The sequence below is a fragment of the Pusillimonas noertemannii genome (assembly GCF_003096595.1).
Lineage (GTDB): Bacteria > Pseudomonadota > Gammaproteobacteria > Burkholderiales > Burkholderiaceae_B > Pusillimonas > Pusillimonas noertemannii.
Genome location: NZ_QEKO01000002.1, coordinates 130,089 through 145,687, shown reverse-complemented (window position 1 = coordinate 145,687; position 15,599 = coordinate 130,089). Strand labels below are relative to the sequence as shown.

General features: G+C 64.3%; 13 protein-coding genes and 1 tRNA gene. 5 read left to right on the top strand and 9 right to left on the bottom strand.

What is annotated here, in order from left to right; all coding sequences use genetic code 11:
* Window positions 1-3 precede the first annotated feature (3 nt).
* Both nirB and C7440_RS07730 read right to left on the bottom strand, forming a co-directional pair.
* The gene (gene nirB, locus C7440_RS07735) at window positions 4-2,562 is read right to left on the bottom strand and encodes a nitrite reductase large subunit NirB (protein WP_116518062.1); all 2,559 of its coding nucleotides are present in this window, start codon (window positions 2,560-2,562) and stop codon (window positions 4-6) included.
* 26 nt (window positions 2,563-2,588) lie between these two features.
* Window positions 2,589-3,413: a formate/nitrite transporter family protein gene (locus tag C7440_RS07730; RefSeq protein ID WP_116518061.1), complete on the bottom strand. Its 825-nt coding sequence runs from the start codon at window positions 3,411-3,413 to the stop codon at window positions 2,589-2,591.
* Window positions 3,414-3,852: 439 nt separating this feature from the next.
* Here C7440_RS07730 and C7440_RS07725 point away from each other — a divergent pair.
* The 3 genes from C7440_RS07725 to C7440_RS07715 all read left to right on the top strand — a co-directional run bounded on the left by C7440_RS07725 (window position 3,853) and on the right by C7440_RS07715 (window position 6,272).
* A tRNA-Gly gene (locus C7440_RS07725) sits at window positions 3,853-3,926 on the top strand.
* Between the two features lie 73 nt (window positions 3,927-3,999).
* The gene (locus C7440_RS07720) at window positions 4,000-5,229 is read left to right on the top strand and encodes an MFS transporter (protein WP_116518060.1); all 1,230 of its coding nucleotides are present in this window, start codon (window positions 4,000-4,002) and stop codon (window positions 5,227-5,229) included.
* Entirely contained in the window at window positions 5,226-6,272 is a 1,047-nt protein-coding gene (locus tag C7440_RS07715; RefSeq protein WP_116518059.1) for a DUF72 domain-containing protein, read from the top strand. Before C7440_RS07720 ends, C7440_RS07715 begins: the two co-directional genes overlap by 4 nt.
* A gap of 98 nt (window positions 6,273-6,370) precedes the next feature.
* Here C7440_RS07715 and C7440_RS07705 read toward each other — a convergent pair whose 3' ends face one another.
* From C7440_RS07705 to C7440_RS07695, 3 genes are all read right to left on the bottom strand, one after another.
* Window positions 6,371-6,757, bottom strand: a complete 387-nt coding sequence (locus C7440_RS07705) for a pyrimidine dimer DNA glycosylase/endonuclease V (protein WP_116518058.1) — start codon at window positions 6,755-6,757, stop codon at window positions 6,371-6,373.
* Window positions 6,758-6,785: 28 nt separating this feature from the next.
* Entirely contained in the window at window positions 6,786-7,547 is a 762-nt protein-coding gene (locus C7440_RS07700; RefSeq protein WP_116518057.1) for an SDR family oxidoreductase, read from the bottom strand.
* A gap of 123 nt (window positions 7,548-7,670) precedes the next feature.
* A complete protein-coding gene (locus C7440_RS07695; protein ID WP_116518056.1) occupies window positions 7,671-8,375 on the bottom strand; it encodes an SDR family oxidoreductase in 705 nt (234 codons plus the stop codon).
* Between the two features lie 151 nt (window positions 8,376-8,526).
* Between C7440_RS07695 and C7440_RS07690 the strand changes: the two genes are divergently transcribed.
* The gene (locus tag C7440_RS07690; protein ID WP_017523900.1) at window positions 8,527-9,420 is read left to right on the top strand and encodes a LysR substrate-binding domain-containing protein; all 894 of its coding nucleotides are present in this window, start codon (window positions 8,527-8,529) and stop codon (window positions 9,418-9,420) included.
* 66 nt (window positions 9,421-9,486) lie between these two features.
* Here C7440_RS07690 and C7440_RS07685 read toward each other — a convergent pair whose 3' ends face one another.
* The 4 genes from C7440_RS07685 to C7440_RS07670 all read right to left on the bottom strand — a co-directional run bounded on the left by C7440_RS07685 (window position 9,487) and on the right by C7440_RS07670 (window position 14,411).
* Entirely contained in the window at window positions 9,487-10,950 is a 1,464-nt protein-coding gene (locus C7440_RS07685; RefSeq protein ID WP_116518055.1) for an NAD-dependent succinate-semialdehyde dehydrogenase, read from the bottom strand.
* Between the two features lie 94 nt (window positions 10,951-11,044).
* Complete coding sequence (locus tag C7440_RS07680; protein WP_116518054.1) at window positions 11,045-11,950, bottom strand: cation diffusion facilitator family transporter; 906 nt, start codon at window positions 11,948-11,950, stop codon at window positions 11,045-11,047.
* A complete protein-coding gene (metG, locus tag C7440_RS07675) occupies window positions 11,950-14,019 on the bottom strand; it encodes a methionine--tRNA ligase (protein WP_116518562.1) in 2,070 nt (689 codons plus the stop codon). Before metG ends, C7440_RS07680 begins: the two co-directional genes overlap by 1 nt.
* 143 nt (window positions 14,020-14,162) lie before the next feature.
* Window positions 14,163-14,411 carry a hypothetical protein gene (locus tag C7440_RS07670; protein WP_026067831.1) on the bottom strand — a complete coding sequence of 83 codons (249 nt, stop codon included), beginning with the start codon at window positions 14,409-14,411 and terminating at the stop codon, window positions 14,163-14,165.
* Window positions 14,412-14,502: 91 nt separating this feature from the next.
* Between C7440_RS07670 and apbC the strand changes: the two genes are divergently transcribed.
* Window positions 14,503-15,588, top strand: coding sequence for an iron-sulfur cluster carrier protein ApbC (apbC, locus tag C7440_RS07665; protein WP_017523905.1), 1,086 nt, complete (start codon window positions 14,503-14,505; stop codon window positions 15,586-15,588).
* Window positions 15,589-15,599: the final 11 nt, after the last annotated feature.

Below are 15,599 nucleotides of genomic sequence, written 5' to 3'. Positions count from 1 at the left end.
TCCTCAAGTTTCGACGGCATCGGCCGCCAGGGCGACGCGTTCTTCGGGGCGTGCGGGGCGGGGCTGGCCGCGCTCCATGACGTGGACTATATGTTCGTCCGGCGTGTTGTCGTTGACGATCGACCGGAAGCGGCGCAGGGCCTTCTCGTCCTTCAAGGTGCGCGCCCATTCGCATTCGTAGGCGTTCACCAGGGCCTGCATCTGGGCCTCGAGTTCATCGCCTATGCCCAGGCTGTCGGCAAGCACCACCTGCTTGAGGTAGCCGAGCCCGCCTTCCAGGCCCTCGCGCCAGGTGGCGGTGCGCTGCAGGCGGTCGGCGGTGCGGATGTAGAACATCAGGAAGCGGTCTATGGCCTTGATCAGCGCTGCATCGTCCAGGTCGCAGGCCAGCAGTTCGGCATGGCGCGGACGCATGCCGCCATTGCCGCACACATACAGGTTCCAGCCCTTCTCGGTGGCGATCACGCCCACGTCCTTGCTTTGCGCCTCGGCGCATTCGCGTGTGCAGCCCGACACCGCCATCTTCAGCTTATGCGGCGCGCGCAGCCCCCGGTAGCGCTCTTCGAGACGGATGGCCATGCCGACCGAATCCTGCACGCCGAAGCGGCACCAGGTGCTGCCCACGCAAGACTTGGCCGTGCGCAGCGCCTTGCCGTAGGCATGGCCCGATTCGAACCCGGCGTCCACCAGTTCCTTCCAGATGGAGGGCAGCTGTTCCACACGCGCGCCGAACAGGTCGATGCGCTGGCCGCCGGTAATCTTGGTGTACAGCGAATATTTGCGCGCGACCTCGCCAATGACGATGAGCTTTTCGGGTGTGATCTCGCCGCCGGGAATGCGCGGCACCACCGAATAGGTGCCGTCCTTCTGCAGATTGGCCAGGAAGGCGTCGTTGCTGTCCTGCAGCGGGGCATTGGATTGGGACAGCACATAGTCGTTCCAGCACGAAGCCAGGATGGACGCCGCCACGGGCTTGCAGATGTCGCAGCCCTTGCCTTTTCCATGGCGCTCGATCAAGGTCTTGAAGTCGCGTATGCCATTGACCCGCACCAGATGGTAGAGCTCCTGGCGGCTGTGGGCGAAGTGCTCGCACAGGCTCTTGTCCACTTCCAGCCCAAGGCGCTTGAACTCGGCGTCTAGCACCTGCTTGACCAGGGGCACGCAGCCGCCGCAGCTCGTGCCGGCGCGAGTCCGGGCCTTCAGGTCTTCCAGCTTGGCGCAGCCCGATGCGATGGCGCCGCACAGCTCGCCCTTGCTCACGTTGTTGCACGAACAGATCTGGGCGCCGTCGGGCAGGGCGTCCGCACCTATCAAGGTGTCGGCGCTTGCGGCCGGGGCGATCAGGGCGGCCGGCTGCGGCGGCAGGGGAAGCTGGTTGCTGAAATATTGGTCCAGCATGCCGAAGCTCGAGGTATTGCCCACCAGCACCGCGCCCAGCAGGCGCTTGCCCGTCTTGTCCACGATGAGCTTGCGATACTCGCCCGATAGCGTGTCGTCGACCACGCAGCTGATGCTGTCGGCCGTCTTGCCGTGCGCATCGCCGATCGAGCCCACTTCCACGCCCAGCAGCTTCAGCTTGGTGGAGGGGCTGGCGCCATTGAACACGGGCTCCGTCCGCCCCAGCAGATGCGCGGCGCAGGCCCGCGCCATGTCGTAGCCCGGGGCCACCAGGCCGAAGGTGGCATTGGCCCAGCTGGCGACGTCGCCAATGGCATAGATGTTGGGGTCGGAGCTTTGGCAATGGCCGTTGATGGCCACGCCGCCCCGCTCGCCGATCGACAGTCCGCACACATTGGCCAGGTTGTCCGCCGGCCGGATGCCGGCCGAGAACACCACCATGTCGGTTTCCAGGAAATCGCCGTCGGAAAAGCGCAGGCGATAGCGCCGCTCTGCGCCGGTTTCGATGGCCTGGGTCTTGCGGGAGGTATGAACCTGGATGCCCATGGCCTCGATCTTCTCGCGCAGCAACTGCCCGCCCGCCTTGTCCAGCTGCATGGCCATCAGGTGGGACGAGTATTCGACGATATGCGTTTCCAGCTTCAGCTTGAGCAGGGCGCCGGCGGCCTCCAGGCCCAGCAGGCCGCCGCCGATGACGACGCCGCTGCGGCTGTCCCGGCCGCTTTGCTTGATGAGGTCGACGTCGCGCAATGTGCGGTAGGGCAGGCAGTGGGGCTGGCCGTAGCCCTCGGTGGGCGGAATATAGGGCACCGCGCCGGTGGCCAGCACGAGTTTGTCGTAAGGATACGCCTGGCCGTCGGCCGTATACACGCAGCGGCTGACCCGGTCTATGCCCATCGCCGCTTTGTCCAGCAGCAGCGTGATGCCGTGTTCGCGAAAGAACTCTTCCTTGGCCAGGGCGATGTCGGGCGTGTCGCCAAAGCATTGGCTCAGCTGGATCCGGTCGTAGGCGGGGCAGGGCTCTTCGCAGAACACCGTGATGTCGTAGGGCGAACCCTGGCGGGTCAGCTCTTCGAGCAGGCGCTGGCCCACCATGCCGTTGCCGATGACGATCAGGCGGGGTGCGTTGGGTTCGGCTTTGTCGGAACGCTCGTTGGATGTCATTGAAATGCTTCCTTGCTGTCTGGTGCTCAAGAACGGGATGCGGGTGAGGCCGGTGCGGCGTCCGAAGGCTGGGCCTGGATCGTCTTGCGGGCGCCCGCGCTGGCCGACCAGTAGGCCCCGCCGACAAAGACGGCGCCGCCCACGATGTTGCCCAGCGTCACCCAGCCCAGGTTCCATGCCAGGCCCGCCACGGTCACGGTTTCAGGATGATTGCCGGCCAGGGCCATCAGCAGCAGCGTCATGTTGGCCACGCAGTGTTCGAAGCCGCAGGCGATGAAGGCAAGCAGGCACCAGGCAATGACGATGCACTTGGCGCTTTCCGAAGCGACCCGCGCCGACATCCAGAGCGCCAGGCACACCAGCCAGTTGCACAGGACAGCGCGCGCGAACAGGGTGCCCGCGCCGGTGTTCATCTTTGCGGCGGCTGCCGTCATGACCAGGCCATGCTCGTCCGACAGCAGTCCGCCGCCGCCGGCCATCACGAAGAGGCCCACCAGAACCGCGGCGCCCAGCAGATTGCCCAGCCAGCTGCTTGCCAGCAGGCCGGCCGTCTCGCCCCAAGTGCCGTGGCCCGCATAGCGTCGCAGTGACATGATCATGGTGTGGCCGGTGAAGAGCTCCGCCCCGGCGATCACCACCAGGATCAGCGCCAGGCCAAAGGCTCCGCCCATGATCAGCTTGCGAAACTCATCGGGCGCCTGCGCGCCCAGCGTGAAAATAAGCAGAATCGCCACGCCGATATAAGCGCCGGCCATCATGCAGGCAATGAAGAAGGCCTGCGGCGTCTGGCGCAATTGAGCCTGTTTCTTGTTGCCCGCGGCGATGAAGCCCTCGATGGTGTCCTGGTACATGGTGTTCGCCCTTTTTTCCGGATGAAGAATGGCCGCGAAAAATTCGGCCCTGCATCAGTTGCTACGCAATAGGCGTGCCAATTTTGATCGGCCCCAGGGAAAATTGCGGAGCAAGGGGAAGCACGGAAGGACGCATCAATGGCGCGAGGCGATGCGATGGCGTCCAGGCGCAACGATCAATGCACTATCGCAGTGCAATGGCGCACCAGAGCGAACGGATCGTGGAGCTTGATGTTCGGCAGCACCGCCGGGATTCCGGACCGGCACGGCAGCCTGGTCCATGAGGCGGGTTTTTGAAGGGCGTGACTCATGCCCGCCGTGTCGTTTGCGTGCCTCTATGAAACAGGCATACAATCTTTTTCTTCGTGTGGCCTTGTTCGCAAAGCCCGGGGCTTCGGCAGCCGGGCCTGGTCGATTCAGCATGGCCACGCCGGCCCGAGCGGGCGTAGTTTAATGGTAAAACTAAAGCTTCCCAAGCTTTCGTCGTGGGTTCGATTCCCATCGCCCGCTCCAGAATCGCTCTACATGCAATGCCAGGTGGCACCTTCTTCACAGATCGCCGCATGCCGTGCGGTGATCTGCACTTATGTCTTCTTCCTCTCCTGATTCCGACGGTTTTTATCGCTTGAGCGTGCCCCTGCTGCTGACAGTGGCGATATTGGGCGTGTTTGCCTTCATCCAGGTGTATTCGGTGCAGTCGATCCTGCCCGAATTGCAGCGCGACCTGAACGCCTCCGTGGTCGAGATCGGCAACGCCGTGGGGATGACGGTGCTGGCGGTGGCGCTGATCTCGCCCTTCATCGGCATGCTGTCCGACGCCTTGGGGCGCAAATGGCTGATTGTTCTGTCGGTGTTCGCGCTGGCCATACCCACCGCATTGATGACGCAAGTGCAGACGGTGCACGGCTTGCTCGTGCTGCGGTTCCTGCAGGGCCTGGCCGTGCCGGGCGTGTCGGTGGTGGCCATCGCCTATGTCGGAGAAGAATTCCGCGGCGCCGCGATGGTGCGGCTGATCACCGGATATGTCACGGGCTCTGTGCTGGGCGGGTTCATGGGCCGCTTCCTGATGGGGCACCTGGCCGAGTTCATGTCCTGGCGCACGGCCTTTGGCGTGATGGCGGTGATCAACCTGGTGGGCGCCTGGTTGGTGTGGCGCGGCCTGCCGCCCTCGCGTCACTTCGTGGCCAATACGCGGGTTGCCGACAACCTGGCGACCCTGGGCCGGCTGGTACGCAATCCGGCCCTGCAGGTGGCCTGCTCGCTGGGCTTCACGGTGCTGTTTGCGTTGGTCGGGCTGTTTACCTTCATCAACCTGCGCCTGGCGGCGGAGCCCTATCATTTCAATTCAGGCCATCTCGCCAATATCTTCAGCGTCTATCTGCTGGGGGTGGTGATTACGCCGCTGGCGGGGCAACTGATCCCGCGCATTGGTTCGCGCCGTACGGTGCTGGCGGCCGTGATCGTGTCGGCGGTGGGCGTGCTGGGCACGCTGGCGACGCCCGCCTGGATGATCGTGCTGGCGCTGGCCGTGGCGGCCTGCGGTGTGTTCGTGACGCAGTCCGCCACGATGAGCTTCATCGCCCATCGGGTCACCAGTGGCCGGTCCCTGGCCAGCGGCCTGTACTATGGGGCGTACTACTGCGGCGGCTTCGCGGGCGCATGGGTCGGCGGCATCGCCTATACGCTGGGGGGCTGGCACGGCACCGTGGCCACGCTGATCGTGGTGCAGGTGCTGGGCTGGTTGATTGCCTGGCGCTTCATGCCCGGCCTGGCGGCGCCGCTCGCGTCGGGTCAATCGCCCTCACGGCCGGCATGACAAGCAGGCAAGTCGATCTTTTTGAAGATGCCCAGCCTCCGGCCGGCACAGCATCTCGTGCGAATCCGTCCCCCTCTGCCCGCCGAGGCACGGCCAAAGTGCGTCCCGCCCCCGCGGGGCAGGCCTGGAACGAGCTGGCTCAGAAGCTTCCAGCCCAATTGCGCTTTGGCGTCTCTACCTGGTCTTACCCAGGCTGGGAAAACCTGGTATGGGACGGCGAGTACGATTCCAGCACGCTGTCGAAGCACGGCCTGGAGGCCTACCATCGGCACCCGCTGCTGCGCACGGTTTGTGTGGACCGCAGCTTCTGGCGTCCGCTGACGACAAGTCAATATGCCGCTTATGCGGGCCAGGTCGACGACGGCTTCCGTTTCGTCGTCAAATGCCCGGCCAGCGTCACCGACGCCCAGCTGCGCGGCGACGAAGGCAAGGCGCGCGAACCCAATCCGGGCTTTCTCGATCCGAATCTGGCCATCGAACATTTTGTGCAACCGGCGCTCGAGGGCTTGGGCGCCAAGCTCGGCGTGCTCGTGTTTCAACTGAGTCCGCTGCCCTGGGGCTTGCTCAGCCACCCCGCGTCGCTGCTAAACAAGCTGGGCCATATGCTGGCTGCCGTCCGGCAAGCCTTGTCCGGGCATGCCTCGGTAATCGTCGCCGTGGAAGTCCGGGATCCCGAACTACTTAGCCAGGCGCTGGTCGATACGCTCAAGGCGCATGGCGCCACCTTCTGCCTGGGCTTGCATGGCAAGATGCCGCCGATCGAGGCGCAATTGCCCATGCTGCGCGCGCTATGGCCGGGTCCGCTGGTATGCCGATGGAACCTGAATCGCCTCTTCGGCGCCTATGGCTACGCCGATGCGCAGAAGAAGCACTATCCATTCAATGCCCTCCTCAGCGAAGATCCGCACACATGCACCGTGCTTGCGCGCACCATCCGCGGCATCACGGGCGCCGGCCAGCCGGCCTACGTGACCATCAGCAACGATGCCGAAGGCTGCGCGCCGCTCTCCATCCAGAAACTCGCCCAGGCCATCGCGGCGTAGAGCCTACGGAATAAGCGAAAAGACCAAGGCCGGCACGGGCGCGCCATGCAATTGCAGGCGATTTCGCGCAATGCATTCAAGCTGCGCCCGTACCCCTGTCACGGCAACGGCTCAGCCGCCGTTTCTGTCCGTTCGGCGATGCGCCGCCGATTCAAATCCAGCGCCTCTTTTGACGGTTCCCAATCCTTCCAGAAGTCGTCCGGTATATCGGGGAATTGACGGCGCTCGATTCCCTGGAACGAAGGTTTGTAGCCCCGGCGCTTCATTTCCCCGATCAGGTCTGTGTGCCGCCTGGCCAGATAAGCAAGCCGGGTATAGAAAAACAGCAGATGGCCTTTACCGAGCGTATAGGCGACGGGCTGTGCGAATGGCCCTCGTGCTGCGGCTTTACGGGCCAGTGCGAACACCCTGGGTAATTCGCGATACTCGGCAACGAGGTGAGGCCCGCTCAGTTCTTGCACGGGCACGCAGTTGATTCGGGTCATGGGCTCTCTCCGGCGTGCCGGATGTTCGTCACACCGTGGACTTTGAATCTCCATCAATGGGAAACAGCTGTCCCGAGATCGTCCGTGCATGCGGCCCAGCCAGGAAGACCGTCAGCGCCGCGATGTCTGCCGGGCTTGTGAACTTCTTGATCGACTGGTTGGCCATGGCTGATTCGGCTTCATCCTGAATGCTGCGGCCGGACGATTTGGCACGGCCTTCAAGTACGGATTGCAGTCGGGGGCCTTCGACAGCGCCGGGGTGGATCGAGTTGGCGGTGATGCCCAGCGGGCCCAGCTCCATGGCCAGGGTCTTGGTGAAGCCGACCAGGCCCCATTTGGTAGTGGAGTAGGCGATGCGATTGGGATAGCCGAAGCGGCCCGCCAGCGAGGACATGACGATGATGGAGCCCGCGGCGGACTCTTGCAGCAAAGGGATGGCCCGCTGCGTGACCATGAAGGTTCCGGTCAGGTTGACGCCGACGACGGCGCTCCAGGCTTCGAGCGGATACTCGGCGACGGAAGCCGTGGCGCCGGCGATGCCGGCGTTGTTCACCAGCACGTCCAGGCCGCCGAGTTGCTTGCGCACATCGCCGAACAGCCTGTCCAGGTCGTCGGGCTTGGCGACATCGCCTTCGGTCGCGGTGAGGGACGGGTTGTCCGCCGTGGCCCGGCGCAGGCCTTCCGCGTCGATATCCATGATATGCACGCGGGCGCCGCGCTCAACGAAGGCCTGGGCGGTGGCCAGCCCGATACCGCCCGCGCCGGCGGTGATGAGTACGCGTTGGGTCATGTTTTGCTCCGGTCGGCAAACGGCCATTATGCCCGATCAAAGGACACGGGCCGCAGGCCGCGCGCCGGAAAGGGGACCGGACGCGGCCTGCGCAGTGGCCCGTGTTCTGTGCGGCGGCGGGCGTTACACCGACCGGGTAATGCCGCCGTCGACCCGGATGTTCTGCCCGGTAATGTAGGCGCCGCCTTCAGAGGCCAGGAAGGCGATGGTGGCGGCCATTTCCTCGACCTTGCCGTAGCGGCCCAGGGGAATGCGGGCGCGGGATTCGGCTTTTTCGGGCAGGCTGTCGAAGAAGCCGGGCAGCACATTGTTCATGCGCACGTTGTCGGCGGCGTACTGGTCGGCGAACAGCTTGGTGAAGGCGGCCAGGCCGGCGCGGAACACGCCGGAAGTGGGAAAGGCAGGGTCGGGCTCGAAGGCGGCGAAGGTGGAGATATTGATGATGACGCCCGACTTTTGCTTGACCATGGTGGGCGCGACCAGGCGCGCGGGGCGCACGGCGTTCAGGAAATACACCTCCATGCCCTTGTGCCAGTCTTCGTCGCTCAGGTCAAGTATGGGCGCGCGCGGGCCGTGGCCGGCGCTGTTCACCAGCACGTCGATGCGGCCCCATTTCTCGAGGGCGGCGTCGACAAGCGCCTTGATGTCGTCGTTGGACTGGTTGGAGCCGGTAATGCCGATGCCGCCTAGTTCTTTGGCCAGGGCTTCGCCTTTGCCCGAGGATGAAAGTATGCCCACGCGGAATCCGTCCTGAGCAAGGCGCCGCGCGGCGGCGGCGCCCATGCCGGAACCGCCGGCGGTGATAAGGGCTACTTTTTCTACTGACATGCGAAATCTCCCGGTCGGGGCCGACAATGGCTCGTCGGCCTTCAATAAAGCTATGATAGGAGATAAGGCATATATATTCGAGTGATAATATTTTGCTTGATTCAATAGAAAATCTATCGATAAGCAGCTCAGGACAAAGGAAAGGATCTTCATGGCATCCGGCAACGCACGCCTGCCGCCGCTGAATGGATTGCGCGCCTTCGAGGCGGCGGCAAGGCATCTGAATTTCCGGCTGGCGGCCGAAGAGCTCAGCGTTACCCAGGCGGCGGTGGCCCAGCAGGTGCGGGGGCTCGAGGCCTATCTGGGGGTCAAGCTGTTCGAGCGCCTGCCGCGCCGCCTGGCGCTTACGGACCAAGGCCGGGCCTATGCGCCGGACGTCCGCAGGGCCTTCGAACTGCTGGCCGATGCGACCCAGGCCTTGCGCCCGGCGCCCGAGCGGCTGACGATCAGCGTCACGCCCACCTTTGCTTCAAAGTGGCTCATTCCCCGCCTGCCTGAATTCGTCGAGGCGCATCCTTTCGTCGACCTGCGTATCCTGGCCAGCGAGAAGGTCTCGGATTTTCGTGGTGATGACGTCGACATTGCGGTGCGCCAGGGAAATCCGCCCTTCGGGCCCGACCTGGAGTCCGACTTGCTGTTCACGCAAGAGCTTGTCGCGGTGTGCAGCCCGGCGCTGTTGCCCAAGGGCAGGTCGTCGCTTCGCCTTGCCGAAGTGGGCGGGCGGGTGCTGCTGCAGGACGCCCACGACCTGTGGCCGCGCTTTCTGAAAGAAACCCAGAATGCCGGGGTGCCGGCCGGTGCCAGGAAGCTGCGCTTCAACCAGACCAGCCTGGCCATCGACGCGGCCGTGGCAGGCCAGGGCATTGCGCTCGTCAGCCGTTTCCTGGTCGAGCCCGAACTACGATCGTCGCGTTTGGTTCCGGCCCTACCGGGCACGCTGCGCGGCATGGCCGACTTTCATGTGGTCGTGCCGCGCAATCCGCGCCGCCGCGAGCCCACCGGCATGGTGCGGGACTGGCTGCTGGAGCAAAGGCCCGAACCGTGAGGCTGGGCCCAGCATTGGAGGTGCGCTGGCGTGCCTGGCTCGCGGCCGGTCGGGCTGGGCAAGCCGCTACACGCCGCCCAGCGCCAGATACTTCAATTCCATATAGTCTTCCAGCCCATGGCGCGAGCCTTCACGGCCCAGGCCCGACTGCTTGACGCCGCCGAAGGGCGCCACTTCGGTCGAGATCAGGCCGGTGTTGATCCCCACCATGCCATACTCCAGCGCCTCGGAAACCCGCCAGATGCGGGCCATGTCGCGGCTGTATAAGTAAGAGGCCAGGCCGAATTCGGTGTCGTTGGCATGTGCGATGGCTTCTTCTTCAGTGTCGAAGCGCATCAGCGCCGAGACCGGCCCGAAGATTTCCTGCCGGGTCAGGTCCATGCCGGGCTCTATGCCGGTGAGCACGGTGGGCTGGTACCAGAGCCCGCCCAGTTCATGGCGTTGGCCGCCGGCCAGCACCTTGGCGCCCTTGTTCGTGGCGTCGGCGACCAGTTCCTCGACTTTCTCAAGGGCGGCTTGATTGATGAGCGGGCCCTGCACCACGCCTTCGTCCAGGCCCGAACCCACCTTGAGCGCCTGGCTGGCGGCGGCAAGCTTGTCGGCGAATGAATCGTAGATGCCGCTTTGCACCAGGAAGCGATTGGTGCAGACGCAGGTCTGGCCGGTGTTGCGGTACTTGGACGCAACGGCGCCCGCCACGGCCGCATCGACGTCGGCGTCATCGAAGACGATGAAGGGCGCATTGCCGCCCAGCTCGAGCGACAGCTTCTTGAGCGTGGGGGCGCTTTGCGCCATCAACTGGCGGCCGATTTCGGTTGAGCCGGTGAAGGAAAGCTTGCGTACGACGGGGCTGCGGGTAAGCGTTTCGCCTATGGGGCCGGAGTCGCCGGTGACCACGTTGAACACGCCTGCCGGGATACCGGCCCGAGCAGCCAGTTCGGCCAGGGCCAGCGCCGAGAGCGGCGTGGCGCCGGCCGGCTTGAGCACCATGGTGCAGCCCGCGGCCAGAGCGGGGCCCGCCTTGCGGGTGATCATGGCCGAGGGGAAGTTCCAGGGCGTGATGGCGGCGCACACGCCGATGGGCTGCTTCAGCACGAGCAGCCTTTTGTCGGAAAATGGCGAGGGAATGATCTCGCCATAGGCCCGCTTGCCTTCTTCGGCGAACCATTCGATGAAGGATGCGGCGTAGGCGATTTCGCCGCGCGATTCGGCCAGGGGCTTGCCTTGCTCCAGGGTCATCAGGCGGGCCAGGTCTTCCTGGTTCTGCATCAGCAGTTCGTACCAGCGGCGCAGCACGCGTGCCCGGTCGGCGGCCGTGCGGGCGCGCCAGGCGGGCAGGGCGCGCTCGGCGGCGTCGATGGCGCGCTGGGTCTCGGCCGCGCCCGCCCTGGGCACGCAGCCCACGACTTCGCCGCTGGCGGGGTCGCGCACCTCGATGTGCTTGCCGTTGTCCGCGTCGACCCATTGGCCGTCTATATGGCATTGCTGCTGGACGAGGTTCGGATCTTTCAGTTTGAAATCAAAAGCCATGGTTCCTCCGTATTGCGGCGGGTCGGCATTGCGCCGGCACGATGGCTTGATTGTAGACCCGGGCGCGTGGGATGCACGGAAAGCGCGGGCGGCGCTACTGCCGAAACCGCGCCTCGTCGGGGTCGACCGGATCGAAATGCGTCATCACGTCGAGCACGTGCTCGTTCTCCATGACGCGGGCGCGTGCCTGCACGGCGATTTCGTGTCCTTCGGCGATGGACAGGCTGCCGTCCATCTCGATGTCCACTTCCACCCAGATCATGTCGCCCAGCTTGCGGGTCTTGAGGTCGTGGATGCCCAGCACGCCGGGCGTGGCCAGCAGGTGACCACGGATGCGGGTTTCGGTTTCGGTGTCGACGGCGCGATCCATCAGGTCGGCAAACGAGGTAGAGAAGAATTTCCAGCCCATGCGGGCGATCATCAGGCCCACCACCAGCGCGGCCAATGGGTCGGCCATTGGGAAGCCGGCCAGGCTGGCCACGATGCCCAGCGCCACGACGAGGGAAGAGGCGGCGTCCGAGCGCGCATGCCAGGCGTTGGCGATGAGCATGGTCGAGCGGAAGCGTTCGCCCACTTTGAGCATGTAGCGAAACAGCGATTCTTTGCAGGCGATGGCCAGCAGGGCGACGACCAGGGCGGCATAGTGCACAGGGGGCATGCTGCCCGGATCCTGCAGATTGCCGAAGGCTTTCCACAGCATGCCGATGCCCACGGCCAAAAGCAGGACACCCAGGATCATGGACGCGGCGGTTTCAAAGCGCAGGTGGCCGTACTGGTGCTCGGCGTCGGGCGCTTTGCCGCTTTGGGCATTGGCCACCAGCACCACGCCATCGGCCAGCAGGTCGGAAAGGGTGTGGATGGCGTCGGCCACCAGGGCCTGGGAATGCGCCAGCAGGCCGACGATTACCTGGATGATGGTGAGCACCAGGTTGACGGCCACGCTGACCAGGGTGGTGGTGCGCCCCGCCCGGTAGCGTACGGGATCGAGCCCGTTCTGCATTACGAGATGCGCATGCCCGGCTCTGCGCCAGGCCAGGGTTCGAGGATGTGGATGCCGGGATGCGATTTTTCGTCGGCGTGGCTGGCGGCAAGCACCATGCCTTCGGAGACGCCGAAACGCATCTTGCGCGGCGCCAGGTTGGCCACCAGCACGGTCAATTTGCCGGTAAGGTCTTCGGGCGCATAGGCTGCCTTGATGCCCGAAAACACCTGGCGATGGCGGCCTTCGCCCACGTCGAGCGTAAGGCGCAGCAGCTTGTCGGAGCCTTCGACCGCTTCGCAGGCCACGATGCGGGCAATGCGCAGGTCGACCTTGGCGAAATCCTTGATGTCGATGACTTCGGCGATGGCTTCGCCGCCCGGCGTGGGCACGGCCGCCGCGGGCGGCTCGAACAGCGCGTCCAGCATGGCCGGTTCAACGCGCTGCATCAGGTGCTTGAATTTTGCGATGCGCTTGGGCAACTGGGCGGCGTCGTGCCAGCCGTAGGGGGCGGCATCGCCGAAAAGCTCTTGGGCCACCCGGGCGGTAAGCGCCGGCAGCACGGGCGCAAGCATGACCGAAAGGGCCTTGAAGCCGGCCAGCGCACGAGAGCAGATGTCTTGCAGGGCAGCGCGGCGCTCGTCGTCGGGCGTAAGGCCCTTGGTCAGCACCCAGGGCTGGGCCGCGTCGAAGGCCTGGTTGACCGTATCGGCGTAGGCCATCAGGCGCCGGATGGCGCGGCCGTATTCGCGCGCCTCGAAGTCGCCCTGCACCTCGGCCGCCACGGCGGCGATGTCGCTGGACAGCGGCGTTGAGTCGCCCACATAGCCCAGCTGGCCGTCGAAATACTTGCTGATGAAGTTGGCGGCGCGGCTGGCGATGTTGACGTATTTGCCGACCAGGTCGCTGTTGACGCGGGCGACGAAGTCGTCGGGGTTGAAATCCACGTCTTCGACATGGGAATTGAGCTTGGCTGCGATGTAGTAGCGCATCCATTCAGGATCCATGCCGAGCTCGAGGTAGCGCAGGGGCGAGATGCCCGTGCCCCGGCTCTTGGACATTTTTTCGCCGCTAAGCGTGATGAAGCCGTGCACATGAAGGCCGTCGGGCGTTTTGCGGCCCGAGAACTTCAGCATGGCGGGCCAGAACAGGGCGTGGAAATACACGATGTCCTTGCCGATGAAGTGCACTTGCTCGGTATCGCCGGCGGGGTCGAGCAGGGCGTCGAAATCAAGCCCCTGCTTGTCGCAGTAGGCCTTGAGCGAGGCCAGGTAGCCCACCGGCGCGTCGAGCCAGACGTAGAAGTACTTGCCCGGCGCGTCGGGAATCTCGATGCCGAAGTAGGGCGCATCGCGCGAGATGTCCCAGTCGGCCAGATTGGCTTCGCTGTCTTCCTTGCCGGTGCCCAGCCACTCGCGGGTCTTGGCCAGCACTTCGGCCTGCAGGCGTTTTTTGCCGCGGCGGTTGTCGCCGGCTGTCCATTCTTGCAGGAACTCGACGCAGCGGGGGTCGGACAGCTTGAAGAAGAAGTGCTCGGACGACTTGAGCACCGGCCGGGCCTTGGTGAGCGTGGAATAGGGTTCGATGAGCTCGGTGGCTGCATAGACGGCGCCACAGGCTTCGCAGGCGTCGCCGTACTGGTCTTTAGTATGGCAGACCGGGCATTCGCCCTTGATGTAGCGGTCGGGCAGGAACATGCCCTTGACCGGGTCGTAGAACTGCTCGACCTCGCGAGAGCTGATGAAGCCGGCCGATTTCAGGCTTTTGTAGATGTCGTGCGACAGCGCGACGTTTTCGGGCGAATCGGTCGAGTGCCAGTGGTCGAACTTGACCTGGAAGCCGTCAAGGTAGCGCGGACGTTCGGCGGCGTAGCGCGCCACCAGCTTTTGCGGCGTGATGCCCTCGCTTTCGGCCTTGAGCATGATGGGGGCGCCGTGGGCATCGTCGGCGCCTACGAAATGCACGGTATGGCCGGCCATTCGCATGGTTCTTACCCAGATGTCGGCCTGGATGTATTCCATGATGTGGCCGATGTGGAAGGAGCCATTGGCGTAGGGCAGGGCAGTGGTGACAAATATCGTGCGCGACATGAACAATGCGTAAAAAAGGGTAAGGAGGGCTTCCGGCCGGGCCGGCAGAATGCACAATAGAACGGCCCTGGCGCGCGGGGACGCGCCAGGGCCGTTCTATTGTAATGAATCGCCGGGGCTTTGGGCGCCGCGCCCAGGGCTGCTTATGGAATTTCGCGCATCTTGACGTCGACGACGTCTTCCTTGCGGAATGCCGAGGGCCGGCTACGGGGCTGGCGGCGTTCGTCCCAGTAGGCGCGCACGCCGAAGGGACGGCCCTTGACGCGGGCCACAATGTACAGGACGCCGATCGCAATGGCGGTAGACACCATGAATACGAATGCCATGGCCATGCCGCAAATGGCGAGGATGAGAAACAATACGCCGCGGAGAATTTGTGTGAGTGTATTCATATTGCTGGATAGACAGCCAAGGCAGAAAATAATTCCCCGATCCGCTATTCTTGAGGCTTGAGTCGAGAGTTATTTTTTACAAGGCATGAAAATGAGTCCCACTTCTGAGCGAGTCAGTGCCGCACTGGCCGAAGTCGTCGATCCGGCGACCAAACGCAAATTGGGCCCGGCGACCATCAAGAACAGCACGGTTCAACTGAACGGAAGCAATCTAGATCTTACTGTAGCGCTTGATTATCCTTTATACAATGACCAGGCCGAATTGCGGAAACAGCTTGAAACCGCTCTGGCCGCGCTGGGGGTCACCTTGAGCTCGCTGCAGTTCACCACGCATATCCAGACGCACGCGGTGCAGCCCGGCCTCAAGCCGCTGTCCACTGTGCGCAACATCATCGCCGTCGCGTCGGGCAAGGGAGGGGTCGGCAAAAGCACCACCTCGGTCAACCTGGCCCTTGCGCTCAGCGCCCAGGGTGCAAAGGTGGGCCTGCTGGATGCCGACATCTATGGCCCCAGCGTGCCCATCATGCTGGGCGTTTCGGGCAAGCCCAAAAGCCTCGACAACAAATCCATGGAGCCTCTTGAAGGCCATGGCCTGCAGGCCAATTCCATCGGCTTTCTCATCGACCAAGATGCGCCGGCCATATGGCGCGGCCCCATGGTCAGCCAGGCGCTCGAGCAACTGCTGCGACAGACCAACTGGCGCGACCTTGACTACCTCATCATCGACATGCCGCCGGGCACCGGCGACATCGCGCTTACGCTCTCCCAAAAGGTGCCCCTTACCGGCGCCGTCATTGTCACTACGCCACAAGATCTGGCGCTGGCCGACGCCCGCAAGGGCCTGCGCATGTTCCAGAAGGTCGACGTCCCGGTGCTGGGCATCGTCGAGAACATGTCGGTGCACGTGTGCTCCAACTGCGGCCATGCCGAACCCATATTCGGCGAACACGGGGGGCGCGACATGGCGGCCGAATACCACCTGCCCTGGCTGGGCGCCTTGCCCCTGGCCATGGATATCCGCCTGCAGACCGACTCGGGCAAGCCTACCGTGGTGGCCGACCCCCAAGGGAAAGTGGCCAGCCTGTATCACGACATTGCGCACAAGGTGGCTCTTCAGGTGGCGGCCCTGCCGCGCGACTTCTCGGCCAAGATGCCCACAGTCGTGGCCCGACACTAGGCAAGCCGCAT